Genomic DNA, 25,303 nt, shown 5'->3' with positions numbered 1-25,303 from the left:
TGCAAAGTCCCGTTGCTCCGAACGGGGCTTTCTCTGCTTTTTCGGGAACATCGGGCGGGCGGCCCGCTCGCGTAGCAGGCCGGTGAACGGATATAATAAAAGGGAGATACGGCCAGTTTTGGTTGGAACGAAGTCGGAGGGCAGTTGTATGTCAAAACAAAAAGAGCGCATCCATGAAAAAAGGCGGGCGAAGTTTCAAGAGCTGCAACAAAAAATCGGCATCACGTTTCAAAACGAAAAACTGCTGATTCAAGCGTTCACCCATTCATCGTATGTGAATGAGCATCGGCGGCGGTTCCATGAGGATAACGAACGGCTCGAGTTTTTGGGCGATGCGGTGCTCGAATTGACCGTTTCGCAATATTTGTTTCAAAAGTTTCCCCATATGAGTGAAGGACAGCTAACGAAACTGAGGGCCGCCGTTGTGTGCGAGCCGTCGTTAGTCAAATTCGCCAATGCTTTGTCGTTCGGCGAGCTCGTTTTGCTTGGCAAAGGTGAAGAGCTGACCGGCGGGCGGACGCGTCCGGCGCTGCTCGCTGACGTGTTTGAGGCGTTTATCGGCGCTCTGTATTTGGACCAAGGAATGGACGCCGTCATTCGCTTTTTGGAACAAACGATGTTCCCGAAAATCGATGAAGGTGCTTTTTCTCATGTGATGGATTTTAAAAGCCAGCTGCAAGAACTCGTGCAGCGCGATGGCAGCGGAACGCTTGAATACGCCATTTTGGAAGAAAAGGGGCCGGCTCACAATCGAGAGTTTGTCGCTAGGGTCGCGTTAAACGGCCAAGAGCTCGGGGTTGGCGTCGGCCGCTCGAAAAAAGAAGCCGAGCAGCATGCGGCGCAAATGGCGCTTGAGGCGCTGCGGGCCGCCGACAGGCAGTGAAAGGCTGGCGATGTTCCGTCAGTCTTTTTTTCAGCCGGCGTTTTTTCTTTTGCGATATGGTATATTGATAACGAGGATGAAAGAATCGAACATCCCGGTTCGCCACTGTGAACGTGGCGGACGATATGATAAGCGGAAAGATGGTGAGGCATCAGACCATGTTCCTCAAACGATTGGATGTAATCGGCTTTAAATCGTTCGCCGACCGCGTATCGATCGAATTCGTCCCCGGCGTGACGGCGGTCGTCGGTCCGAACGGGAGCGGCAAAAGCAACATTACCGATGCCATTCGTTGGGTGCTCGGCGAACAGTCGGCGAAATCGCTGCGCGGCGCCAAGATGGAGGACGTCATTTTTGCCGGCAGCGAATCGCGCAAGCCGCTGAACGTCGCTGAAGTCACGATCACCCTTGACAATGAAGACGGCTTTTTGCCGCTCGAGTATCAGGAAGTGAGTGTGACCCGGCGCGTCTATCGCTCCGGGGAAAGCGAGTTTTTCATCAATCGCCAACCGTGCCGGTTGAAGGATATCGTCGATTTGTTTCTCGATTCGGGGCTCGGCAAGGAGGCGTTTTCGATCATCGGCCAAGGCCGGGTCGAAGAAATTTTAAGCAGCAAGCCGGAGGAACGGCGCACGATTTTTGAAGAAGCAGCCGGGGTGTTGAAATATAAATGGCGTAAAAAAAAGGCCGAAACGAAGCTGGCGGAAACGCAAGACAATTTGCATCGCGTCAACGACATTTTGCATGAGCTGACGCAACAGCTTGAACCGCTTCGCATGCAAGCTTCGGTCGCCAAAGAATATTTGGAAAAACGGGATGAGCTTGAACGCTTTGAAGTGGCGCTCATGGTGCATGACATCGAGCAGCTGCATCGGCAATGGAGCGAGTGGAACGAGGCGCTCAGCGAGCATCAACAGGAAGAGGGGAGAGTGGCGGCAGAACTACAAAAAATGGAGGCTCACATGGAGCAGCTGCGCGATCAAATAGCCGCCATTGACGAGTCGGTTGACGGTCTTCAACAAGTCTTGCTGTTGGCGAGCGAAGAGCTCGAAAAGCTCGAGGGGCGGAAGGAAGTGTTGAAAGAGCGGAAAAAACATGCGGCTCAGCGCATCGGCCAGCTCGAGGAAACGTCGGCCGCTTTGACGGCCAAGCGGCGCCGTTTGACGGAGCAACTCCGGGAGGAAAAAGCCGCCCTTGCCCAGCTCGAATCGTCCGCTGCCGCGCTCGAGAAGGAGTTGGGCGAACAGCAGGCGGCTCTAGCTGCCCAAGACATGGACATCGAAGAAGAGATGGAGCGGCGCAAGAGCGATTACATCGATCTCGTCCATGAACAGGCGGCATTGAAAAACGAACGTCTGCATGTCGAGCAAGCTCTCGAGAAGCTCCGCGCGAAACGATCGGCAGCAGAGGAAGGGAACCGCCACTACGTCAAGGAGCGCGATGAGCTCGAGCGGCAGCGAGCGGCGGTAATGGCGGAGCAATCCCGCCTCCAGCATGCGATGGCCGCGGCAAGCAGCAGACTTCTTGCCCTTGAGGCGGCTCTCAAGGAACGGCGGGCGGAGATCGAACAGAAAAACGCCTCGCTTCAACAGGCGCGCCAATACCGGCAGCAGACGAAAGCGCGCCGGCAGTGGCTTGAGGAAATGCAGCAAGAGTACGCCGGCTTTCTTCAAGGAGTGAAAGAAGTGCTCAAGGCGCGCGGGCGGCTTTCGGGCATCCGCGGGGCGGTCGTGGAACTCATCCGCGTTCCCGACCGTTATGAAACGGCGATCGAAACGGCGCTCGGCGGCGCGATGCAGCACATCGTTGTCGAGAATGAACAAGCGGCGCGGCAAGCCATTCAATTTTTGAAAACAAACGGTTATGGACGGGCGACGTTTTTGCCGCTCGATGTCATCCAACCGCGCTCCCTTTCTGAACGGGAGCGGGCAGCGATCAGCGGCCATCCGGCGTTTGTCGGCATCGCCAGCGAGCTCATTTCGTACGATCGCGCCTTTGAGGCGGCGATCGCCCATTTGCTCGGTCATGTGATCGTGACGGCCGATTTAAAAGGGGCGAACGAATTGGCGCGACTGCTTCACTACCGGTACCGGCTCGTGACGCTCGACGGTGATGTCGTCAGCCCGGGCGGGGCGATGACCGGCGGCGGGACGGGAAAAAAAGCCGCCTCGTTGCTCGGGCGAAATCGCGAGCTGGAGGCGCTTGCCGCCAAGCTGCGGGAAATGGACGATGTCATCGCCCGCTTGGAGCGCGACGTGACCGCAAAGCAGCGCGAATGCGAACAATGGGAAGGCGAAGCGGCGGCGCTCAAAGCGGAGCTCGCTGCGCTCGAACAGGCGCTGCAACAAGAAAAAGAGAAGCAGCGCGAGCTCGAATGGCAGAAAAAGCGAATCGATGAGCAGCTCGCTTTTTATGATCAAGAAAAGGCCGGCGATGAACAAGAAATGGCGGCGCTCACCGACCGTTTGGCCGGCTTAGACCGCGAGCTTGAGCAGCTGAACGGGAAGTTGCGGGCGATTGAGGAAGAAATTGAGCGGTTGCAGGCGCAGAAACAGACCGAGCAAACGACGAAAGAAGCGCTTCAGGCGGCGATCACCGAGAAAAAAATCGCGCTGGCGGAAACGAAAGAGCGCGTCAAGCACGCGCGCCGGAAAGCGGAAGAGATCGAGGCGGAGCTTGTGGAAACCGAGCGCGGACTGCAACAGGCGGAGCGCGAACGCGCTTCTTTGCGCGCCGACATGGAAGCGCCGGAATGGAACGAGGAAGAACTGGAGCAGCTGCGGCGGCAAAAGCTCGAGGACAAGCAAAAAACGGTCGAGCTGATCGCCAGCCGCCGTGAACAGCGGCTTGACTGCCAACGCCGGCTTGAGCATTTGGAACGAGAATGGAAAGAAGCGAAGCGGCGTCATAAGCAGCTCATCGAAGTCGTCAAAGATGAGGAAGTGAAGCTGAATCGGCTTGACGTGGAGCTGGCCAATTTGCTCGCCCGCCTCGGCGAAGAGTACGGGCTGTCGCTGGAAGCCGCTCGCTCTCGGCATACGCTTGAGATCAGCGCCGATGAAGCGCGCAAGCGGGTGAAGCTCATCAAACGCGCCATCGAAGAGCTCGGTACCGTCAACTTGGGAGCGATCGACGAGTATGAGCGCGTTTCCGAGCGCCATCGCTTTTTGAGCGAGCAAAAAGCGGATCTCGAGGAAGCGAAGGCGACGCTTCACCAAGTCATCGAAGAAATGGACGAGGAAATGAAAAAACGGTTTTTCTCAACGTTTGAACAAATCCGCGCCCATTTTGGCGAGGTGTTTCGCGAACTGTTCGGCGGCGGGCGCGCTGATTTGCGTCTGACCGATCCGAGCGATCTGCTCGAGACGGGAGTCGACATCGTCGCCCAGCCGCCCGGGAAAAAGCTCCAGCATTTGAGCTTGCTTTCGGGCGGGGAGCGGGCACTGACGGCGATCGCGCTTTTGTTTTCGATTTTAAAGGTGCGGCCGGTGCCGTTTTGCGTCCTTGATGAAGTGGAGGCGGCGCTCGATGAGGCGAACGTGCAGCGCTATGCCCAGTATTTGAAGCGATTCAGCCGCGATACGCAATTTATTGTCATCACCCACCGGAAAGGAACGATGGAAGAGGCTGACGTATTGTATGGGGTCACCATGCAGGAATCGGGCGTCTCGAAGCTCGTTTCCGTCCGCCTTGAAGATTCGAAGCAGCTCGTGCAGTCATAACGGAAGGGAGGAGTCTCCATGGGCTTTTTTCAAAAGTTGAAGGAAAAATGGACGAAACAAGCGGATACGGTCACCGAAAAATTCAAAGAAGGGCTGTCGAAAACGAGAACGTCGTTTGCCGGGAAGGTGAACGATCTCATCGCCCGCTACCGGAAAGTGGATGAAGAATTTTTTGAGGAGCTCGAGGAAATTTTGATCGCTGCCGATGTCGGCGTGGCGACCGTCATGGAACTGGTCGACGAATTGAAAATGGAAGTGAAGCGCCGCAACATTCAAGATCCAGCGCAAATGCGCGATGTCATCGCCGAGAAGCTCATCGACATTTACCGCGCCGGCGCGGATGACAAAGAACTTTCCGCTTTGAATATACAAGAAGGCGGGCTGACGGTCATCTTGTTTGTCGGTGTCAACGGCGTCGGGAAAACGACGACGATCGGCAAACTTGCCCATAAGCTGAAAGCGGAAGGGAAATCGGTGCTCTTGGCCGCGGGCGATACGTTCCGCGCCGGGGCGATCGAGCAGCTTGAGGTGTGGGGAGAGCGCGTCGGCGTCGACGTCATTAAGCAAGCGGCCGGCTCCGACCCGGCGGCGGTCATGTATGACGCGATTCAAGCGGCGAAAGCGCGCGGGGTCGACGTCTTGCTGTGCGACACGGCCGGCCGGCTGCAAAACAAAGTGAATTTAATGAAAGAACTTGAAAAAGTGAAGCGCGTCATCAGCCGCGAAATTCCGGGCGCGCCGCATGAAGTGCTGCTCGTGCTCGATGCGACGACCGGCCAAAACGCCATGAGCCAGGCGAAGCTGTTTAAAGAAGCGACCGATGTGACCGGCATTGTGCTGACGAAGCTCGACGGCACGGCCAAAGGCGGCATCGTTTTGGCCATCCGCAATGAACTGAACATTCCGGTGAAGCTCGTCGGGCTCGGCGAGAAAATGGACGATTTGCAAGTGTTCGATCCCGAACAATACGTGTATGGACTGTTTGCCGATTGGCTCGACTCGTAAACGGACGCAACGACGTTCACGGACACGGCCCCGCTCTGAAAACTAGATAACCGGAAAAGCGAAGGCGGGCGCTTTCCTGCGCTTGACACGCGGAGAAAAAAACAGTACACTACATGGTTGTAAAGGTATTTTACTTAACAATGAGGGAGGGAGAGTCCGGTGCTGGAAAAAACGATGCGCATGAACTATTTATACGATTTTTACCAAGCGCTGCTGACGCCGAAACAGCGCAATTATATGGCGCTGTACTACTTGGACGACTACTCCCTCGGAGAAATTGCTGAGCAGTATCAAGTGAGCCGCCAGGCGGTGTACGACAACATCCGGCGCACGGAAGCGATGCTGGAACAGTATGAAGAAAAGCTCGGGTTGCTGCGCAAGTACGAACGGCGGCAGCAAGCGATCGAGCGGCTGAGAGACTACATCGACCGGCATTACGGCGCTGACGCCCAATTGGCGGCGCTCGTCGATGAGCTTGACGAACTCGACTAGGGAGGGAGACCGCCATGGCGTTTGAAGGGTTGTCTGAACGTTTGCAGCAGGTGATGAGCCGCATCCGCGGCAAAGGAAAAGTCACCGAAGCCGATGTGAAAGAAATGATGCGCGAAGTGCGCCTCGCGCTTTTGGAAGCCGATGTCAACTTTAAAGTGGTGAAAGATTTCATCAAACAAGTGAGCGAGCGGGCGGTCGGGCAGGAAGTAATGAAAAGTTTGACGCCGGGCCAGCAAGTCATCAAAATTGTCAAGGAAGAATTGACGGCGTTAATGGGCGGCGAACAAAGCCAAATCGCTGTCGCCAAAAAGCCTCCGACGGTTGTCATGATGGTCGGATTGCAAGGGGCGGGGAAAACGACGACGACCGGGAAGCTCGCCAACTGGCTGCGCAAGCGACATAACCGCAAGCCGCTTTTGGTAGCTGCCGACGTCTACCGGCCGGCGGCGATCAAGCAGCTCGAGACGCTTGGCAAACAGCTCAGTGTGCCTGTCTTTTCGTTAGGCGAGCACGAAAACCCGGTTGAGATCGCCAAGCGGGCGCTTGAGCAGGCGAAGGCGGAGCATTGCGATTATGTGCTCATTGACACCGCCGGACGCCTTCACATTGATGAAGGGCTGATGGATGAGCTCAGACAAATGAAAGAGGCCGTCAAGCCGGATGAAATTTTCCTCGTCGTCGACGCCATGACCGGGCAAGACGCCGTCAACGTCGCGCAAAGCTTTCACGAACAGCTCGGTATCACCGGCGTGATTTTGACGAAGCTCGATGGCGATACGCGCGGAGGAGCCGCGCTGTCGATCCGCGCCGTCACCGGGGCGCCGATCAAGTTTGCCGGGATGGGCGAAAAGCTCGACGCGTTGGAGCCGTTCCATCCGGAGCGAATGGCGTCGCGCATTTTAGGCATGGGCGATGTGTTGACGCTGATTGAAAAGGCGCAGGCCGCCGTTGATGAGGAGAAGGCGAAAGAGCTCGAGCAAAAAATGCGCACCGCCACGTTCACCCTTGACGACTTTTTGGACCAGCTTGGCCAAGTGCGCAAACTCGGACCGCTTGACGAGCTGATTAAAATGTTGCCGGGTGCCAATAAAATCAAAGGGCTCGCCAACATTCAAGTCGATGAAAAGCAAATCGCCCGCGTTGAGGCGATCATTCGCTCGATGACCAAGGAAGAGAAAATGCATCCGGAAATCATCAACGGCAGCCGAAAAAAGCGGATCGCCAAAGGGAGCGGCACGACGGTGCAAGAAGTGAATCGGCTGCTCAAGCAGTTTGACGAGATGAAAAAAATGATGAAAATGATGACGAACGTCCCGAAAGGAAAAAAGAAAGGTTTCCGTTTTCCGTTTATGTAAATCCAGATCTGTTAAGCGAAAAACCTTTACAAACGGAAGAAGAATTGTTAATATACTATCTTGTGTGAACACTATACGGAGGTGCGTACAAACTATGGCAGTAAAAATTCGTTTAAAACGCATGGGTGCAAAGAAAAAACCGTTTTACCGCATCGTGGTAGCGGACTCGCGTTCACCGCGCGACGGCCGTTTCATTGAAACGATCGGCACGTACGACCCGGTCGCCGAGCCGGCGCAAATCAACATCGACGAAGAACTGGCGCTCAAATGGCTGCAAAACGGCGCCAAACCGTCGGACACGGTGCGCAGCTTGCTGTCGAAGCAAGGCATTTTGGAGAAGTTCCATCACTTAAAATACGGGAAATAAGCGGGATGGATATGAAACCGCTCATTGAAACGATCGTCAAGGCGCTTGTCGATCATCCGGAAGCCGTGGCGGTTGAGTGCCGCGAAGGCGAGGCGGCGTTGCTTTGTGAACTGTCGGTGCATGACGATGACATCGGCAAAGTGATCGGCAAACACGGGCGGACGATCCAAGCGATCCGTACCGTGGTCGCCGCCGCTGCCGCCGGGGCGTCCAAGCGGGTGATCGTGCAGGTGAAGGACAAAGGGTGAGGAAGTTCCTCTCCCTTTTTTGATATCGTCAGGCCAAAGCTGGATGCGGTCGGCGAAGGCATGGTTTGATGCCGAAAAGGAGGGGGACGATGAAGCTCATTCAAACGGTCGAAGTGCGACAAGTGGTCACCGAGCGCAGCAAACAGACGCTTGCCGCCTCGTTTCTTCAGCGCAAGCAACAGCTTGAACGCGAATGCGACCAGCTTCGCTTTGAACAAAAACGGGTGGAAAAAAGCGGGAAGCACCCGCCCGCTTTAGTCAAGCACTATTTCGCCAAGGAAATCGATGAGCGCATCGAGAAAATCAAGCTGCTTGAGTTCCAATTGGAGCAATTGCGCATCCTACCGTTAGGGAGCGAGTTAAAAGAGCGGGACGTCGAGGCGCTCATCGAGGTGAACGTCGGCGACCGATGGGAAGAGGTGACGAAGGCGCGCGCCATCATCATTGAAGACGGCGTCGTCAAAGAGATTCGCTAGGAAAGGATGAAGGGGATGGAACGGTGGTTTAACGTCGGCAAAATCGTCAACACGCACGGCATCCGCGGCGAAGTGCGCGTCATTTCGCGCACCGATTTTCCGGAGAAGCGATACAAGAAAGGAAACAAGCTGTATATTTTCCGCGAACGAGACAACGAGCCGATAGAAGTGACGGTGAAAAGCCATCGCGTCCACAAATCGTTTGACCTCTTGTCGTTTGAAGGCTATGACAGCATTAACGAGGTCGAACCGTTCAAAGGCGCGATGCTGAAAGTGCCAGAAAGCCAGCTGGGCGAGCTCGATGAGGGCGAGTATTATTTTCATGAGATCATCGGATGCACCGTCGTGACAGAAGGCGGAGAGACGATCGGTGCCGTCACGGAAATTTTGACGCCGGGGGCGAACGACGTGTGGGTCGTCCGCCGTGAGGACGGTTCAGACGTGCTCATTCCGTATATTGAAGAGGTGGTCATCCATGTCGATCCGGAGCAAAAAACGATCGTCATTCGGCCGATGGAAGGGCTGCTTGCGTGATGCGGATCGACATTTTGACGCTGTTTCCTGGCATGTTTTCCGGCGTGCTGAATGAATCCATTCTCAAGAAAGCGCAAGAAAAAGGAGCCGTCGCCATTCACCTCGTTGATTTCCGCGAATTTGCCGACAACAAGCACAAAACGGTCGATGATTATCCATATGGCGGCGGCGCCGGCATGGTGCTCAAGCCGCAGCCGATTTTTGATGCCGTCGAGCACGTCACCGCCGGATCGCCCGGCGCCCGCATCATTTTGCTTTGTCCGCAAGGAGAGCGCTACACGCAAAAAAAAGCCGAGGAGTTGGCGAAAGCAGAGCATTTGGTGCTTATTTGCGGCCATTACGAAGGGTATGATGAACGCATCCGTCAATATTTGGCCACCGATGAAATTTCGATCGGCGACTACATTTTGACCGGCGGGGAGCTTGGCGCGATGGTGATTGTCGACAGCGTGGTCCGCCTCCTTCCAGGCGTGCTTGGCAACGAGGCATCGCCCGTCGATGACTCGTTCAGCTCCGGGCTGCTCGAGTACCCGCAATACACGAGGCCGGCCGATTTTCGCGGCCTGAAAGTCCCGGATGTGCTCCTGTCCGGAAACCATCAGCGGATCGCCGAATGGCGCGAGAAGGAATCGCTGCGCCGGACATTTTTGCGCCGCCCGGACTTGCTTGCCGATTACCCGCTTACCGACAAGCAAAAACAATGGCTGAAAGAGTGGGAAGAGGAACGTCAATAGCTATTGCCTGCGTTCGCGATTTGTGCTATTATGTTCCTTGTGTGGCCTTAGGCGGTTGGCTTGAGGACGGAAAACGATGTTCCGCTGCAATGACGATTTTTCATTGGCATGAACATCTGTGGAAGGAGTGGAACGAGATGCATCATTTGATCCAAGAAATTACGAAAGAGCAGTTGCGGACCGATTTGCCGGATTTCCGCCCGGGCGACACGGTGCGCGTCCATGTAAAAGTCGTGGAAGGCAACCGTGAGCGCATCCAAGTGTTCGAAGGCGTCGTCATTAAACGGCGCGGGGCGGGCATCAGCGAAACGTTCACCGTCCGCAAAGTGTCCTACGGCGTCGGCGTTGAGCGCACGTTCCCGGTGCATACGCCGAAAATCGCCAAGCTGGAAGTCGTCCGCCGCGGGAAAGTCCGCCGCGCGAAACTGTACTACTTGCGTGAGCTTCGCGGCAAAGCGGCGCGCATTAAGGAAAAAACGGCTCAATAACGGACATCGTTGGGACGTAGCGGAAAAGGAGCTTGCTTTCAAGCTCCTTTTTTCGCTATCGCAAATTTGAACGTAGGTGGGATGATGATGGAACAGAAAAAAAGCGAATGGCGCGAATGGATGAAAGCCATTGTTGTCGCTGTCTTGCTCGCTGGGGGCATTCGCTATTTCATTTTCGCCCCGATCATTGTCGACGGCTATTCGATGAAGCCGACGTTACATAATCATGAACGGATGATCGTCAATAAGCTCGCCTATAAAATAGGCGCCCCGCATCGTTTCGACATCATCGTGTTTCACGCCGAAGCGGGGAGAGACTATATTAAGCGGATCATCGGCTTGCCGGGCGACCGAATCGAATATCGAAACGACACGCTTTATGTCAACGGCAAGCCGTATGAAGAGCCATATTTGGCTGAAGCCAAAAAGCAAGTGGCTTATGGGCCGTTGACGGAGCCGTTCACGCTCAAAGAGTTGACTGGACGGAGCACCGTGCCGAAAGGGTATTTGTTCGTGATGGGCGACAACCGCCGCTTCAGTAAAGATAGCCGCCATATCGGCTTCATTCCGATGTCGAAAGTCGTCGGTAAGGCGAGCATCGTCTACTGGCCGCTCCAAGACGCCCGCATCGTGAAATGATCCGATCGCAACCCGTTCAAAGCGCCAGCGGTGTGGTCGGGAGAAAGCTCGCTGCCCGTCGTTTCGTTTTTCATCCATATGGGCCGTCTCTTTCAGGCGGAATCCACGATCGTGACGCATCGGCAGGCAACAAACAAAGCGTCATCACGAATCAACGAAAGGCAGGTGAAGGCTATGGCGACGATTCAATGGTTTCCCGGTCATATGGCGAAAGCGAAGCGGGAAGTGCAAGAAAAACTAAAATGGATTGATGTGGCTTTTGAGCTGCTTGACGCCCGTGTGCCGATGTCTTCGCGCAATCCTATGATCGACGAGATTCTTGGGCAAAAGCCGCGCCTCGTTTTGCTCAACAAGGCCGATATGGCCGATGAGGCGGTGACGGAACAATGGATTCGCTATTTTCGCGAGCAAGGGAAAACCGCGATCGCCATCGATGCGCAAAGCGGGACGGGAGTGAGGCAACTGGCCGCAGCGGCGAAAGAGATGGTGAAAGACAAATTCGCCAAGATGCGGGCGAAAGGGATTAAAAACCCGCGTCCGGTTCGGGCGCTCATCGTCGGCATTCCGAATGTCGGCAAATCGACGCTCATCAACCGGCTGGCGGGCCGCCATATCGCGAAAACCGGCGACAAGCCGGGAGTGACGAAGGCGCAGCAATGGATCAAGGTCGGCAAAGAAATGGAGCTGCTCGATACACCCGGCATTCTATGGCCGAAGTTTGAAGATGAGGATGTCGGTTACAAGCTGGCGGTAACAGGCGCCATCAAAGATGAAATTTTGAATGGGCAAGATGTCGCCGTTTACGCGCTCCGTTTTTTGTCCGCTCATTATCCGGAGCGGCTCCTTTCGCGTTATGATCTCGATGACATTCCCGCCGACATCGTCGCGTTGTTCGAGGCCATCGGGCGGCGGCGCGGCTGTTTGACAGCGGGCGGCGGCGTGGATTACGACAAAGTTGCGGAGATTGTGCTGTCTGATATTCGGACCGAAAAATTAGGCCGCTTAAGTTTTGAAGCGCCCGCTTTACGGACGTGAACTGTCCGGCGGGCGTTTTTTTGCGGGCCGTGCTTGACGTCCGGCCCGATCGAACCGATAGTATAAGTAGAAGAGGGAGAGACGAATGAAACGGTATACGGTCAAGGAGATTGAGGCGCTTCTTCCGCAGCTTGGCGCCGACGATCCGCATTGGGAATGGCTGCGGCGGGATGAGCGCAAGAGCGTGCAGGCGCTTCTCGCTCGTTTGGACAGGGAGCAGGCGCGCCGCCGGGCGGAGAAGCAGCGATGGGAAGCGTTGCTGCGCTGGGAGCGGGAGCTGTACGCGGCCGGCGCCGCTCGCATCGCTGGTATCGATGAGGCGGGCCGCGGTCCGCTCGCTGGTCCGGTTGTGGCCGCCGCCGTCATTTTGCCGGCAGGCGCTTACTTGCCGGGGCTTGACGATTCCAAACGGCTCACACCGGCTAAGCGCGAAGCGTTGTTTGCACAAATTGAAGCGTGCGCTGTCGCTATTGGCATCGGGATCGTCAGCGCGGCGGAAATCGATGAGTGGAATATTTACGAGGCGACGAGGCGGGCGATGGCGAAAGCGGTGGAGAACCTCTCCCCGCCGCCTGACTATTTGCTTGTCGATGCCATGACGGTTCCGTGCTCATTGCCGCAACGATCGCTGATCAAAGGCGATGCCAGCAGCGCTTCCATCGCTGCGGCATCGGTCATCGCCAAAGTCACGCGCGACCGCTGGATGACCGAATTGGACCGCCGCTATCCACAATATGGATTCGCTCGCCATATGGGCTACGGGACGCCGGAACATTTACAAGCTATTCGCCGTTACGGAGTGACGCCTGAGCATCGCCGTTCCTTTGCGCCGGTGCGCGAAGCGCTCAATGAACATCGTTAACGGCTCGGATGATGGAAAAGCGAGGTGTAGCGCTCGCCCATCGCGCTTAATGGCGATCGATTTTCTTTCATTCGTTGTTTTGCATGCGAACGGCTTTCGCCAAAGCGCCAAGCGATCCTCATTAATGGCCGCCGCTCGTTTTCAGCGGGAGACGGCCAACGGGGACATCGTCGTGGAAAGCAAAAGGGCGCCGGTGTCGACCCGCTTTGCTTCACACCGTCCGAGCATGTCAACCTCATCGTATGGAAACGGGTTGCATCGACACGGACGATCAAAGGGAAACGACGAGCTATAGTTGAAAGTTTGTTTTACATCCCGCTGATTACTCGACTCGTTTATCATCATCAACTTGTACTTAGATGAAACACGCAACGAAAAATCGGAAATGGTTTATGGTAACTTATATAGAAAGGGGGAGGGGAATGGTCGAGCGGATGGAACGAACGTTGCCGGTAGCTGCTGTGCGCGATCCGGTGTCTAGACGACCGTTGGCGCCAGGAGAGGCCATTATCGGCCGGGTGGAACAAGTGGAAGAGACGGAAACGGGAGAGCGGTCGGCGCTCGTTCGGGCCGGCGGCCAACTCATTCGCGCCCGGCTCGAAGCGCCGCTCGCTGAGGGACGGCTCTATTTGTTTGAAATTCACGAACAAGGCCGGTGGAAAGCGGTGCCGCTGTCGAGGGCGGGCGCCCATTCGCTTGAAGAGGCCGCGCGCCAATGGCAGCGTGCTTGGAAGCTGTCGGATGCCGCCTTGCCGGTGCTTCGCCAGGCGCTGAAAGCGGGAGCGGTTGTGACCAAAACGGAGGTGGTGAAGCTGGCCGAGGCGGTGCAGCAAACCGGGCAACCGGACAGCGCGGAAGAAGTGCTCGCCCATTTGTTTCGCCGCGGTTTGCCGCCGTCTCCGGCCGTGTTTCGCACCCTGTGGGCAGCGAGAGCGGGAGCGCCGCTCGCTTCATTGTTGACGGAACTAAAGGCGGCGCTCGCCGCCCTTCCCGCCCAGCCGGGGACGGTGGCGCTCAGGCAGGACTTCGAACGTCTTCTTTCACCCTCGCTGTTTGCCTACGAGACGGCAGCCCATGTAGCGTTAGCGGCTCGGCAGGAAGGAGCGGAGCCAGCGTCGGCGCTCTGGGCTCGCCTCGGGCTCGCTCCGTTGACTAAGGACGGCCGTATGGCGCTTCGCGAGGCGTTGCGGCAGCGGCGTTTTTCTGAAGTGGGGCGGCTGCTCGGTGTGACGGATGAGGAAAGATTTTTCGCCCGAGTTGCCGCGGTGGACGCCGCTTTTCGCCGCGGGGAGCTCCCTAGGGCGGAAGCAGAGCTGTGGGCGGCCGCCCGAACGGCCCGCGATCCGGCGCTGTCCGTGTTTCATTGGCTGCGCCGGATGGCGGCTCGCCTTGGGGTTGGCGACGAGGCGGAACTCGCCCGCGCGCTGAAAACGGGTTCGGCGCCTGTCGCCCCCTCATCGTTAAAAGGGCTGCTCCTTCGCCTTCTTCACGATCCGGAAACGAGCGGGGCGAAACGGACGGCGGAAGCGTTGCTTGACCGGCTGGACGGCATGGCCATCGCTTCGGGCCGCGACGGCGCGATGGAGCACGCGTGGCTCGCCTTTCCGCTTCCGCTTGGCCGCCATGACAGCGATTTGGTCGTCTATTGGCAAGGAAGGCGAAGCCATGAGCGGACGCTTGACACCGATTACAGCCGCATCGTCTGTTCGCTGACGCTTGAAGAGTTGGGCGAGGTGGTCGTCGATATGCGCGTGCAGCGTCGGATCGTTCACATTTCCATTTTTCACGATGATCCGCAGCTGTCGGCGCTGATCGCCCGGTTGTCCCCGCTCGCGAAAGAGCGGTTTCAAGCGCACGGTTATCGATTGTCAGGGGTGGATGTCAAGGCGGCGTCTGCCGCTTGCCCGCCTTCTCTCTTTCCGTTTCAAAGCGGCGGCAGCGGGGTGGACTGGCGGGCATGAGCGAGGGGAGAAAAAAGGCGGTTGCGTTGTCGTATGATGCCCATGTGGACGAAGCGCCTGTGGTAAAGGCGAAAGGGAGCGGGGCGGTCGCTGAGGCGATCATCGAGATGGCCGAACAACACGGCGTTCCGATCCGAAAAGACCCCGTGCTCGTTGAATTGCTCAGCGAAGTGGAGCTGAATGAGACGATTCCCGAAGAGCTGTATGCGCTCGTGGCGGAGCTGTTTGCGTTTTTATACGATCTAGACCGCGCCGCCAAAGAACAAAAAGCGGGGAAAGGATGAGGTTTCCTCTTCCCCGCTTTTTTTCATTATTGTGACGAAACGGTGGACAACCGGGAAACGTTAGGTATAAAATGAAAGCGCTAAGACTTTTTGATCTTATACATAGGAGGTTGGCGCATGAACATTCATGAATACCAAGCAAAAGAAATTTTGCGAAGCTATGGCGTATCCGTTCCGAACGGTCGCGTCGCGTTTACGGTCGATGAAGCGGTCGAAGCGGCGAAAGCGCTCGGCACACCGGTATGCGTCGTCAAGGCGCAAATTCATGCCGGCGGGCGCGGCAAAGCGGGCGGGGTGAAAGTAGCAAAAAGCCTCGAGGAAGTCCGTACATACGCCAGCGAATTGCTCGGCAAAGTGCTCGTCACCCATCAAACCGGCCCGGAAGGAAAAGAAGTGAAGCGGCTTCTCATTGAAGAAGGATGCGACATTCAAAAAGAATATTACATCGGCCTTGTCGTCGACCGCGCCACCTCGCGCGTCGTCTTGATGGGCTCGGAAGAAGGCGGCACGGAAATCGAAGAAGTGGCGGCGAAAACGCCGGAGAAAATTTTTAAAGAATACATCGATCCGGCGGTTGGGCTGCAGGCGTTCCAAGCGCGCCGATTGGCGTTCAACATCAACATCCCGAAACCGCTCGTCAATCAAGCGGTGAAATTTATGATGGGCTTGTACCAAGTGTTTGTCGATAAAGACTGCTCGATCGCCGAAATCAACCCGCTTGTCGTCACCGGCGACGGCAAAGTGATGGCGCTCGATGCGAAATTGAACTTTGACTCCAACGCCCTTTATCGCCATCCGGACATTTTGGAGTACCGCGATTTGGACGAGGAAGACCCGAAAGAAATCGAAGCGTCGAAATATGACTTGAACTACATCGCCCTTGACGGCAACATCGGCTGCATGGTCAACGGCGCCGGCTTGGCGATGGCGACGATGGACATCATTAAATATTACGGCGGCGAGCCGGCCAACTTCCTCGATGTCGGCGGCGGCGCCAGCGAGGAAAAAGTGACGGAGGCGTTCAAAATCATTTTGTCCGACCCGAACGTGAAAGGCATTTTCGTCAACATTTTCGGCGGCATTATGAAATGTGACGTCATCGCGAGCGGCATCGTCACGGCGACGAAGCAAGTCGGCTTGACGCTTCCGCTCGTCGTTCGCCTCGAAGGAACGAACGTCGAGCTCGGGAAAAAGATTTTAGAAGAGTCGGGCTTGAACATTACGGCGGCGGAATCGATGGCGGACGGCGCGCAAAAAATCGTCGAGCTAGTACGTTAAGAAAGCGAGGGAGACACGTGAGCGTTTTTGTCAATAAAGACACGAAAGTGATCGTGCAAGGGATTACCGGTTCGCAAGGGCTGTTTCATACAAAACAGATGATTGAATACGGAACGAACATTGTCGGCGGGGTCACGCCGGGCAAAGGCGGCACGGAAGTCGAAGGCGTGCCGGTGTTTGACACCGTTTCGGAAGCGGTCGAAAAAACGGGCGCGAACGCCTCGGTCATTTACGTTCCGCCGGCGTTTGCCGCTGATGCCATTATGGAAGCGGTCGACGCCGGACTTGATCTCGTCGTCTGCATCACCGAAGGCATTCCGGTGCTTGATATGGTGAAAGTGAAACGGTACATGGAAGGGAAAAAGACGCGCCTCATCGGCCCGAACTGCCCGGGCGTCATCACGCCGGAAGAGTGCAAAATCGGCATTATGCCGGGCTACATCCATAAAAAAGGGCATGTCGGCATCGTCTCGCGCTCCGGCACGCTGACGTACGAGGCGGTTCACCAACTGACGCAAGCCGGCATCGGCCAATCAACGGCGGTCGGTATCGGCGGCGACCCGGTCAACGGCACGAACTTCATCGATGTGCTGAAGGCGTTTAACGAGGACGAAGAGACATACGCGGTCATTATGATCGGCGAAATCGGCGGCACGGCCGAAGAAGAAGCGGCTGAATGGGTGAAAGCGAACATGACGAAACCGGTCGTCGGCTTCATCGGCGGGCAGACGGCGCCTCCGGGCAAACGGATGGGCCATGCCGGCGCGATCATTTCCGGCGGCAAAGGCACGGCTGCGGAAAAAATCAAAAAAATGACCGAATGCGGCATCAAAGTGGCGGAAACGCCGGCCGTCATCGGCGAAACGCTCATTTCCGTCTTAAAAGAGCGCGGCTTGTACGAAAAATGCAAAACGCATTAATGTTCCTGCCCCGCACCCTTGCGTGCGGGGTGCTGTTTATCCTGTTGCGAGAAAGGGGAATACGATGTACGATACGGTTCGCGACCGGCTCATCCATCTCCACCATTGCCGTGGGGCGGGATGGAAGACGATTCAGGCGCTGTTGGCCGCTGATGCTACGCTTTCTGCCCCATTTTCGCTCTCTCCCTCTGCCCTCCGCTCCCTTGTCCCGCTCTCCGATGCGCAATGGAACGCCTTTTTCCACGACTTGCATGCCATCGATATGCAGCGGCTGCTGCAAGCATACCACAGCCGGGGCATTCACCTCATCACGTTATGGGACGCTGACTATCCGCCGCTGCTAAAGCATATCCACGCGCCGCCATGGGTGCTGTACGCGAAAGGGAACCTCGCTTTGCTTCAACAAGTGAAGCTGATCAGCATCGTCGGAACGCGACATCCGACGAAAGAAGGAATCGCCGCGTTGGAAAAACTGGTGCCGCCGCTCGTTTCCGCCGGTTTTACGATCGTGAGCGGACTGGCCTTTGGCATTGATGTTTGCGCCCATCAACTGGCCGTCCGGCACGGCGGCACGACGATCGCGGTCATCGCCGGCGGGCTTGACCACGTTTATCCAAAGGCCCACCGTTCCTTTGCTCGGCAACTCATGGAAGAACATCTCGTGATCGCTGAACATCCGCCGGCAACAAGACCGCAGCCGTGGCAGTTTCCGGCTCGCAACCGCATCATCAGCGGATTGTCGCTCGGCACGATCGTCGTACAAGCCCGGGTGAAAAGCGGCTCGCTCATCACCGCCGCGTATGCGCTCGAGCAAGGGCGCGAAGTGTTCGCCGTCCCCGGTCCGATCGGTTTGGCCGAATCCGCTGGACCGAATACGCTCATTCAACACGGGGCCAAACTAGTGCAACAAGCGGACGATGTGATCGCTGAATTCCCGTACTTGTAGCGATCATGTTTGACAAATGTGGCCATAATCATTAATAATAATGAAGATTTCAATTTACCTCCTAGGGGTGGAAGATCGATGTCAGACTACTTAGTTATCGTCGAGTCGCCAACGAAAGCGAAGACGATCGAACGATACTTAGGAAAAAAATATACGGTCAAAGCTTCGATGGGCCACGTCCGCGACTTGCCAAAAAGCCAAATGGGCGTTGATATAAACCGCGGCTATGAGCCGAAGTACATTACGATCCGCGGCAAAGGCCAGGTGATTAAAGAGCTGAAAACGGCGGCGAAAAAAGCGAAGAAAGTGTTCCTCGCCGCCGACCCGGACCGCGAAGGGGAGGCGATTGCTTGGCATTTGGCCAACATGCTCGATCTCGACATCCATTCGGATTGCCGCGTCGTGTTCCACGAAATTACAAAAGACGCCATTCAACAATCGTTTCAACAGCCGCGCGCCATCAATATGAACCTAGTGGACGCCCAGCAGGCGCGGCGCGTGCTCGACCGACTCGTCGGTTACAATATCAGCCCGCTCCTATGGAAGAAGGTGAAAAAAGGGTTGAGCGCCGGCCGCGTACAGTCGGTCGCCCTGCGCCTGATCATCGAGAGGGAAAAAGAAATTCGCGAATTCCGTCCGGAAGAATATTGGACGATTCAAGCGGTGCTGCAAAAAGGCACGGAAACGTTCCCCGCCTCCTTTTACGGCATCGATGGGCAAAAGCGCGACATAAAGACGGAAGAAGACGTGAAAGCCGTGCTTTCCCGCTTGCAAGGGAATTCGTTCACCGTCAAAACGGTCGCCAAGCGCGAGCGCAAGCGCAGTCCGGTGCCGCCATTTACCACGTCGTCACTGCAGCAGGAAGCGGCGCGCAAGCTCAATTTCCGCACGAAAAAAACGATGATGGTCGCCCAGCAGCTGTATGAAGGAATCGACCTCGGCGGCGAGGGGACCGTCGGTTTGATTACATACATGCGCACCGATTCGACGCGCATCGCCGAAACGGCGCAGCGGGAAGCGGCGGCATACATCGAGGCGGCGTTTGGCGCTTCGTACGTCAACCAAGAAAAACGGAAGGAAAAGAAAAGCACCAATGCCCAAGATGCCCATGAAGCGATTCGTCCGACATCAGCCTTTCGCGATCCGGAAAAAGTAAAGCCGTATTTGACGCGCGATCAATTCCGGCTCTATAAATTGATTTGGGAGCGATTCATCGCCAGCCAAATGGCAGCGGCCGTCCTTGACACGATGAGTGTGGAGCTGGAAAACAACGGCGTCCTGTTCCGCGCCAACGGGTCAAAGGTCAAGTTTCCGGGCTTTATGAAAGTATACATCGAAGGATCGGACGATCAGACGGAGGAACAAGACCGGCTGCTACCGAACTTGGAAGAGGGAGAAACCGTCCAGAGCGAAGCGATTGAACCGAAGCAGCATTTCACCCAACCGCCGCCGCGCTACACAGAGGCGCGCCTTGTGAAAACGCTGGAAGAGCTCGGCATCGGCCGTCCGTCGACGTATGCGCCGACGCTTGATACGATTCAAAAGCGCAACTACGTCGTCTTGGAAAACAAGCGGTTCATTCCAACGGAGCTTGGCGAAATCGTTGTTGAGCTGATGCTCGAGTTTTTTCCGGAAATTATCGATGTCGAGTTTACGGCGAAAATGGAAAAAGAATTGGATGAAATCGAAGAAGGAAAAGTGGGCTGGATCGAAGTCGTCGACGAGTTTTACCGCGAATTTGAGAAGCGGTTGAAAGTAGCGGAAAAAGAGATGCGCGAAGTGGATTTGAAAGACGAGCCGGCCGGCATCGATTGCGACGTGTGCGGCAGTCCGATGGTGTACAAAATGGGCCGCTTCGGCAAGTTTATCGCCTGTTCGAATTTTCCAGAATGCCGCCATACGAAGCCGATTGTGAAGTCCATCGGCGTCAAGTGCCCGAAATGCCGTGAAGGCGAAATCGTGGAGCGCAGCAGCAAGCGGAAGCGAGTGTTTTATGGCTGCGATCGCTTTCCGGACTGTGACTTTGTTTCCTGGGACCAGCCGCTCGCTCGTCCTTGCCCGAAATGCGGCGGGCTGCTCATTGAGAAAAAATTGAAAAAGGGCGCGCAAGTGCAATGCACAGCGTGCGATTACGAAGAACGGCCGGACGTCTAAACAGGCGCCGGCCACAATTCAGAATTTTATAAAAAATAGTTGCGTTTGTATGCCATCGTATGGTACGATGGAGGAGCCGCTGCGAGGTGAGGCAATGGAAAATTCGAAACTTGTATTACAATTGTTCCTGGAATATTTACAAATCGAGAAAAATTATTCACAATATACTATTGTGTGCTACCGGCGCGACATTGAGCAGTTTTTGCAGTTTATGAGCGCCGAGGGGATCGGGCGGCTTGAGGACGTGGCCTATAGCGATGTCCGCTTGTATTTGACGAAGCTGTACGGGCAAAAGCTATCGAGCCGTTCGATCGCCCGCAAAATTTCGAGTTTGCGCAGCTTTTACAAGTTTTTGCTGCGCGAGGGGCGGGCGGCTGAAAATCCGTTTGCGTTTGCGGCGCTGCCGAAAAAAGAGCAAACCATTCCGAATTTTTTATATCCGCAGGAATTAGAAGCGCTCTTTCTTGTCAATGATGAGAATACCGCTCTTGGCCAGCGCAACGCGGCGCTGCTTGAGCTGTTGTACGCGACAGGTGCCAGGATTAGTGAATGTTGTCACATTCAACTGTCCGACATCGATTTCCAAGCGCAGACCGTATTCATTCACGGCAAAGGAAACAAGCAGCGCTACGTCCCGTTCGGGCGCGCGGCTTGTGAGGCGCTCAAACGGTATATCCACGGCGGGCGGCGCGAGCTTACGAAAACGTTGGCGGCAGACCACCGCTATTTGTTTGTTAACGCTCGTGGCAATCCGCTCACGCCTCGAGGGGCGCGGTACGTTTTCGAGCGGATCGTGGAAGCGGCGGCGCTGACGCAACAGATCAGCCCCCACGTGCTGAGGCACACGTTTGCGACCCATTTGCTCAACAACGGAGCCGACCTTCGCTCCGTGCAGGAGCTGCTCGGCCACACGCATTTGTCATCGACCCAAGTGTATACGCATGTGACGAAAGACCGGCTTCGGCACATTTATTTGCAGGCGCATCCGCGGGCGTAGGCCCGCCGGCAGGGAGGGGACAATGATGGGAACTTTTCATGCGACGACGATTTTTGCCATCCGCCATAACGGGGCAGCGGCGATGGCGGGCGACGGCCAAGTGACGTTCGGCAATGCGGTCGTCATGAAACAGACGGCCAAAAAAGTGCGGCGGCTGTTTCAAGGAAACGTGCTTGCCGGGTTTGCTGGCTCGGTCGCTGATGCGTTTACGCTGTTTGAGATGTTCGAAGGCAAGCTCGAGCAGTTCAATGGCAACTTGCCGCGCGCGGCGGTGGAATTGGCGAAAGAATGGCGGAGCGACAAAGTGCTGCGCCGCCTTGAGGCGATGTTGATCGTGATGGACAAAGACCATCTGTTGCTTGTCTCCGGCACCGGCGAAGTGATCGAGCCGGACGATGGCATGCTGGCGATCGGTTCGGGCGGCCACTATGCGCTCGCTGCTGGACGCGCGTTAAAGAAGTATGCCGGCGGCTCGCTGACCGCCAAAGACATCGCCAAGGCAGCGCTCGAGATTGCCGCTGACATTTGCGTCTATACGAACGGCCATATCATAGTGGAAGAGCTGTAAAAAGGAGGAGGCCGATGATGGCGGAAACATTGACCCCAAGGCAAATTGTCGAGAAGCTCGATCAGTTTATCGTTGGGCAAAAAGAGGCGAAAAAAGCGGTGGCGATCGCCCTCCGTAACCGGTACCGCCGCAGCTTGCTCGATGAAAAATTGCGCGATGAAGTGATGCCGAAAAACATTTTAATGATCGGGCCGACCGGGGTCGGAAAGACCGAGATCGCCCGCCGGCTCGCGAAACTCGTCGGCGCCCCGTTTATCAAAGTCGAGGCGACGAAATTTACCGAAGTCGGCTATGTCGGACGCGATGTCGAATCGATGGTGCGCGATTTGGTGGAAACATCGGTCCGGCTCGTCAAAGAGCGGAAAATGAACGAGGTGAAAGACCGGGCCGAGCAGCAGGCGAACAAACGGCTCGTTGAATTGCTTGTCCCCGGCAAACCGAAACAGACGATCAAAAACCCGCTTGAGCTGCTGTTCGGGGGACAGACGACCCAGCAAGACAGCAGCTACAGCCATGAGGACGAGCAAGTCGAGCGAAAACGGCGCCAAGTCGCTTGGCAACTCGAAAACGGCCAGCTCGAAAACGAAATGGTGACGATTGAAATCGAGGAGCAGCCGCCGATGTTGTTTGACTTTTTGCAAGGGGCGGGCATCGAGCAGATGGGCGTCAATATGCAAGATGCGTTAAGCAGCCTCATGCCGAAGCGGCGCAAAAAGCGGCGCCTCAAAGTGAGCGAAGCGCGAAAAGTGCTCATCAACGAAGAGGCGCAAAAGCTGATCGACATGGATGAAGTGACGCAAGAAGCGATTCGCCTTGCCGAGCAGTCCGGCATCATTTTTATCGATGAAATCGACAAAATCGCCCGCAGCGGGGCGGTGTCCGGTTCGGCCGATGTCTCGCGCGAAGGGGTGCAGCGCGACATTTTGCCGATTGTCGAAGGTTCGACCGTTATGACGAAATACGGGCCGGTCAAAACGGACCACATCTTATTCATCGCCGCCGGGGCGTTCCATATGGCGAAGCCGTCTGATTTGATCCCTGAGCTGCAAGGCCGTTTCCCGATTCGCGTCGAACTGGCGAAACTTTCCGTCGATGATTTCGTAAGAATATTAGTCGAGCCGGACAACGCCCTCATCAAACAGTATCAAGCTCTTTTGGCCACGGAAGGTATAAATCTTGAATTTTCTGACGATGCTATTCGTAAGATTGCCGAAGTGGCGTTTGAAGTGAATCAGACGACCGATAACATCGGCGCGCGCCGGCTGCATACCATCTTGGAAAAACTGCTTGAAGAATTGCTGTTTGAAGCGCCGGACATCGGCATCGACAAAGTCGTCATCACGCCGCAGTATGTCGAGCAAAAGCTCGGCGACATCGTCAAAAACAAAGATTTACGCGAATTTATTTTGTGAGGAGGAGATGAAAACGATGAATTTATTAGAAAAAACGCGAAAAATTAACGCGATGCTGCAAAAAGCAGCCGGGCGGCCGGTCAATTTCAAAGAAATGGCCGAAACGCTTTGCGAAGTGATTGAAGCCAATGTGTTTGTCGTTAGCCGCCGCGGCAAGCTGCTCGGTTTCGCCATTAAGCAATCGATTGAAAACGAGCGGATGAAACGGATGCTCGAGGAGCGGCAGTTTCCGGAAGAATATACGAAAAACTTGTTCAACATTACGGAAACGTCTCCTAACATTGATATTAACAGCGAATATACAGCGTTTCCAGTGGAAAATCGTGACTTGTTCAAAACCGGCTTGACGACGATCGTCCCGATCAACGGCGGCGGGGAACGGCTCGGCACCCTCATTTTGTCGCGTCTTGACCGCGAGTTTGATAACGACGATCTCATTTTGGCCGAATACGGAGCGACGGTCGTCGGCATGGAAATTTTGCGGGAAAAGGCGGAAGAGATCGAGGAAGAAGCGCGCAGCAAAGCGGTTGTGCAAATGGCGATCAGCTCGCTGTCTTACAGCGAACTTGAAGCGATTGAGCATATTTTTGAAGAGCTTGACGGAACGGAAGGGCTGCTTGTCGCGAGCAAAATCGCCGACCGCGTCGGCATCACCCGTTCGGTTATCGTCAACGCCTTGCGCAAGCTTGAGAGCGCCGGGGTCATTGAATCGCGTTCGCTCGGCATGAAAGGAACGTACATTAAAGTATTGAACGATAAATTTTTAAGCGAACTGGAAAAATTGAAGTCAAGCTAAACGGCGTGGCCGTCTCAACCCGCTAGGGATTTTTGCCTAGCGGGTTTTGTTTCCAGAGACCGTGATTCAATCGTGCATACCGCTTCCTGCCATCGTTTCTCAAATCGAAAAACATTGCAGCACTGCACACTTTTCCTCATCGATCAGGAAACCAATCGTTTTCACCAGCCTTCGAACAACGACGAGGGGAGAAAAATAGTACCAAGTTCCGGCTATACATTGGGTTTTCTTTCCCGTAAAATGAAATCTAGCAGAAATTGTCGAAAAATAGGATAAAAGAGGGGATTCCATTGTCGTTGTTCTCACCGACGATCCACTGGCTCGAGCAAGGACTCCGTTACGCTTCGCTCCGCCAGCAGGCGATTGCTGACAACATCGCCAACGCCGATACGCCGGGCTATAAGGCGAAAGACGTGCGATTTCAGGCGGAACTTGAGCGGGCGCTTCAGTTTGAGGCAAAACGGACGAACCCGAAGCATTTTTCGTTTTCGAGTGAACAAAGCGGAAAAATCATCGTGACGACCAACGCCAACATGAGTTACAATCATAATGGAAATAGTGTCGACATTGATCAAGAAATGTCAAAATTAGCAGAAACCCAAATTTATTACAACGCGTTGGTCGACCAGATGAATGGGAAGTTTGCAACGCTAAAAACGGTGATCAAAGGAGGGAAATAGGCGGTGTCGATGTTTCAAAGCCTGAACATCTCCGCTTCGGCGCTCACGGCCCAGCGGTTGCGCATGGATGTCATTTCGTCCAACATCGCCAACGTCGATACCACGCGGGCGCGCTTGGTCAACGGCGAGTGGGAACCGTACCGCCGCAAAGTGGTCATATTTGAGCCGCGCGGTGCTCAATTTTCCAGCTATCTGCAGGCCGCCATCGGACGGGCGGAGCCGGTAGAAGGTGGAGTGGAGGTGCGAGAAATTGCCGAGGATCCCGCGCCGTTTAAGCTCGTGTACGATCCGGATCACCCGGACGCCAACGCCGATGGCTACGTTCGCCTGCCGAACGTGGATCCGCTTAAGGAAATGGTCGACTTGATCGGGGCGACTCGCTCCTATGAAGCGAACGTCACGGCGCTGAACGCCTCCAAAGGCATGCTGATGAAGGCGTTGGAAATTGGGAAATAGTTCGTAAGGAG

At 55.6% G+C, this 25,303-nt stretch carries 26 protein-coding genes; all 26 read left to right on the top strand.

Going from position 1 to position 25,303, the window contains the following annotated elements:
• Positions 1-148: 148 nt before the first annotated feature.
• Positions 149-883 carry a ribonuclease III gene (rnc, locus tag NST29_RS11895; protein ID WP_033022942.1) on the top strand — a complete coding sequence of 245 codons (735 nt, stop codon included), beginning with the start codon at positions 149-151 and terminating at the stop codon, positions 881-883.
• A 158-nt stretch (positions 884-1,041) separates the two neighbouring features.
• Complete coding sequence (smc, locus tag NST29_RS11890) at positions 1,042-4,605, top strand: chromosome segregation protein SMC (protein WP_033022946.1); 3,564 nt, start codon at positions 1,042-1,044, stop codon at positions 4,603-4,605.
• An 18-nt stretch (positions 4,606-4,623) separates the two neighbouring features.
• Positions 4,624-5,610, top strand: coding sequence for a signal recognition particle-docking protein FtsY (ftsY, locus tag NST29_RS11885; protein WP_061912709.1), 987 nt, complete (start codon positions 4,624-4,626; stop codon positions 5,608-5,610).
• Between the two features lie 159 nt (positions 5,611-5,769).
• Positions 5,770-6,102: a putative DNA-binding protein gene (locus NST29_RS11880; RefSeq protein ID WP_033022951.1), complete on the top strand. Its 333-nt coding sequence runs from the start codon at positions 5,770-5,772 to the stop codon at positions 6,100-6,102.
• Positions 6,103-6,116: 14 nt separating this feature from the next.
• A complete protein-coding gene (ffh, locus tag NST29_RS11875) occupies positions 6,117-7,457 on the top strand; it encodes a signal recognition particle protein (RefSeq protein ID WP_033022952.1) in 1,341 nt (446 codons plus the stop codon).
• Positions 7,458-7,551: 94 nt separating this feature from the next.
• Positions 7,552-7,824, top strand: coding sequence for a 30S ribosomal protein S16 (gene rpsP / locus NST29_RS11870; protein WP_033022953.1), 273 nt, complete (start codon positions 7,552-7,554; stop codon positions 7,822-7,824).
• Between the two features lie 11 nt (positions 7,825-7,835).
• The gene (locus tag NST29_RS11865; protein WP_033023251.1) at positions 7,836-8,072 is read left to right on the top strand and encodes a KH domain-containing protein; all 237 of its coding nucleotides are present in this window, start codon (positions 7,836-7,838) and stop codon (positions 8,070-8,072) included.
• A gap of 89 nt (positions 8,073-8,161) precedes the next feature.
• Positions 8,162-8,548, top strand: a complete 387-nt coding sequence (locus NST29_RS11860) for a YlqD family protein (RefSeq protein ID WP_033022954.1) — start codon at positions 8,162-8,164, stop codon at positions 8,546-8,548.
• 15 nt (positions 8,549-8,563) lie between these two features.
• Positions 8,564-9,082, top strand: a complete 519-nt coding sequence (gene rimM / locus NST29_RS11855) for a ribosome maturation factor RimM (RefSeq protein ID WP_033022955.1) — start codon at positions 8,564-8,566, stop codon at positions 9,080-9,082.
• Positions 9,082-9,816, top strand: coding sequence for a tRNA (guanosine(37)-N1)-methyltransferase TrmD (gene trmD, locus NST29_RS11850; RefSeq protein WP_033022956.1), 735 nt, complete (start codon positions 9,082-9,084; stop codon positions 9,814-9,816). Before rimM ends, trmD begins: the two co-directional genes overlap by 1 nt.
• 137 nt (positions 9,817-9,953) lie before the next feature.
• Positions 9,954-10,304, top strand: coding sequence for a 50S ribosomal protein L19 (gene rplS / locus NST29_RS11845; protein ID WP_033022957.1), 351 nt, complete (start codon positions 9,954-9,956; stop codon positions 10,302-10,304).
• Between the two features lie 87 nt (positions 10,305-10,391).
• The gene (lepB, locus tag NST29_RS11840; protein WP_339232182.1) at positions 10,392-10,943 is read left to right on the top strand and encodes a signal peptidase I; all 552 of its coding nucleotides are present in this window, start codon (positions 10,392-10,394) and stop codon (positions 10,941-10,943) included.
• A gap of 174 nt (positions 10,944-11,117) precedes the next feature.
• The gene (gene ylqF / locus NST29_RS11835; protein ID WP_033023254.1) at positions 11,118-11,978 is read left to right on the top strand and encodes a ribosome biogenesis GTPase YlqF; all 861 of its coding nucleotides are present in this window, start codon (positions 11,118-11,120) and stop codon (positions 11,976-11,978) included.
• Between the two features lie 85 nt (positions 11,979-12,063).
• Positions 12,064-12,840 carry a ribonuclease HII gene (locus NST29_RS11830; RefSeq protein ID WP_033022962.1) on the top strand — a complete coding sequence of 259 codons (777 nt, stop codon included), beginning with the start codon at positions 12,064-12,066 and terminating at the stop codon, positions 12,838-12,840.
• A 422-nt stretch (positions 12,841-13,262) separates the two neighbouring features.
• Positions 13,263-14,801: a flagellar hook-length control protein FliK gene (locus NST29_RS11825; RefSeq protein ID WP_033022971.1), complete on the top strand. Its 1,539-nt coding sequence runs from the start codon at positions 13,263-13,265 to the stop codon at positions 14,799-14,801.
• On the top strand, positions 14,798-15,085 hold the full coding sequence (locus NST29_RS11820; protein ID WP_033022976.1) for an EscU/YscU/HrcU family type III secretion system export apparatus switch protein: 288 nt from the start codon (positions 14,798-14,800) through the stop codon (positions 15,083-15,085). Before NST29_RS11825 ends, NST29_RS11820 begins: the two co-directional genes overlap by 4 nt.
• Before the next feature lie 117 nt (positions 15,086-15,202).
• The gene (gene sucC / locus NST29_RS11815) at positions 15,203-16,363 is read left to right on the top strand and encodes an ADP-forming succinate--CoA ligase subunit beta (RefSeq protein ID WP_033843507.1); all 1,161 of its coding nucleotides are present in this window, start codon (positions 15,203-15,205) and stop codon (positions 16,361-16,363) included.
• Positions 16,364-16,380: 17 nt separating this feature from the next.
• Complete coding sequence (sucD, locus tag NST29_RS11810; RefSeq protein WP_015374401.1) at positions 16,381-17,283, top strand: succinate--CoA ligase subunit alpha; 903 nt, start codon at positions 16,381-16,383, stop codon at positions 17,281-17,283.
• Between the two features lie 64 nt (positions 17,284-17,347).
• A complete protein-coding gene (gene dprA, locus NST29_RS11805) occupies positions 17,348-18,229 on the top strand; it encodes a DNA-processing protein DprA (RefSeq protein ID WP_033022988.1) in 882 nt (293 codons plus the stop codon).
• Between the two features lie 78 nt (positions 18,230-18,307).
• Positions 18,308-20,383, top strand: a complete 2,076-nt coding sequence (topA, locus tag NST29_RS11800; protein WP_033022990.1) for a type I DNA topoisomerase — start codon at positions 18,308-18,310, stop codon at positions 20,381-20,383.
• 94 nt (positions 20,384-20,477) lie between these two features.
• Positions 20,478-21,380 carry a tyrosine recombinase XerC gene (xerC, locus tag NST29_RS11795; RefSeq protein WP_033022993.1) on the top strand — a complete coding sequence of 301 codons (903 nt, stop codon included), beginning with the start codon at positions 20,478-20,480 and terminating at the stop codon, positions 21,378-21,380.
• A gap of 25 nt (positions 21,381-21,405) precedes the next feature.
• A complete protein-coding gene (gene hslV, locus NST29_RS11790; protein ID WP_033022994.1) occupies positions 21,406-21,948 on the top strand; it encodes an ATP-dependent protease subunit HslV in 543 nt (180 codons plus the stop codon).
• A 17-nt stretch (positions 21,949-21,965) separates the two neighbouring features.
• Positions 21,966-23,360, top strand: coding sequence for an HslU--HslV peptidase ATPase subunit (hslU, locus tag NST29_RS11785; protein WP_033023255.1), 1,395 nt, complete (start codon positions 21,966-21,968; stop codon positions 23,358-23,360).
• Positions 23,361-23,376: 16 nt separating this feature from the next.
• Positions 23,377-24,156: a GTP-sensing pleiotropic transcriptional regulator CodY gene (codY, locus tag NST29_RS11780; RefSeq protein ID WP_011230715.1), complete on the top strand. Its 780-nt coding sequence runs from the start codon at positions 23,377-23,379 to the stop codon at positions 24,154-24,156.
• A 290-nt stretch (positions 24,157-24,446) separates the two neighbouring features.
• Positions 24,447-24,836, top strand: a complete 390-nt coding sequence (gene flgB, locus NST29_RS11775; protein WP_033022997.1) for a flagellar basal body rod protein FlgB — start codon at positions 24,447-24,449, stop codon at positions 24,834-24,836.
• Positions 24,837-24,839: 3 nt separating this feature from the next.
• Complete coding sequence (gene flgC / locus NST29_RS11770; protein ID WP_061912715.1) at positions 24,840-25,292, top strand: flagellar basal body rod protein FlgC; 453 nt, start codon at positions 24,840-24,842, stop codon at positions 25,290-25,292.
• The last annotated feature ends 11 nt before the right edge of the window (positions 25,293-25,303 follow it).

Source organism: Geobacillus sp. FSL W8-0026 (assembly GCF_037966255.1).
In the GTDB taxonomy this organism is placed as follows: Bacteria; Bacillota; Bacilli; order Bacillales; family Anoxybacillaceae; genus Geobacillus; species Geobacillus icigianus.
The sequence above is the reverse complement of the archived record's forward strand: the minus strand, read 5'-3'. Positions and strand labels throughout refer to the sequence as shown.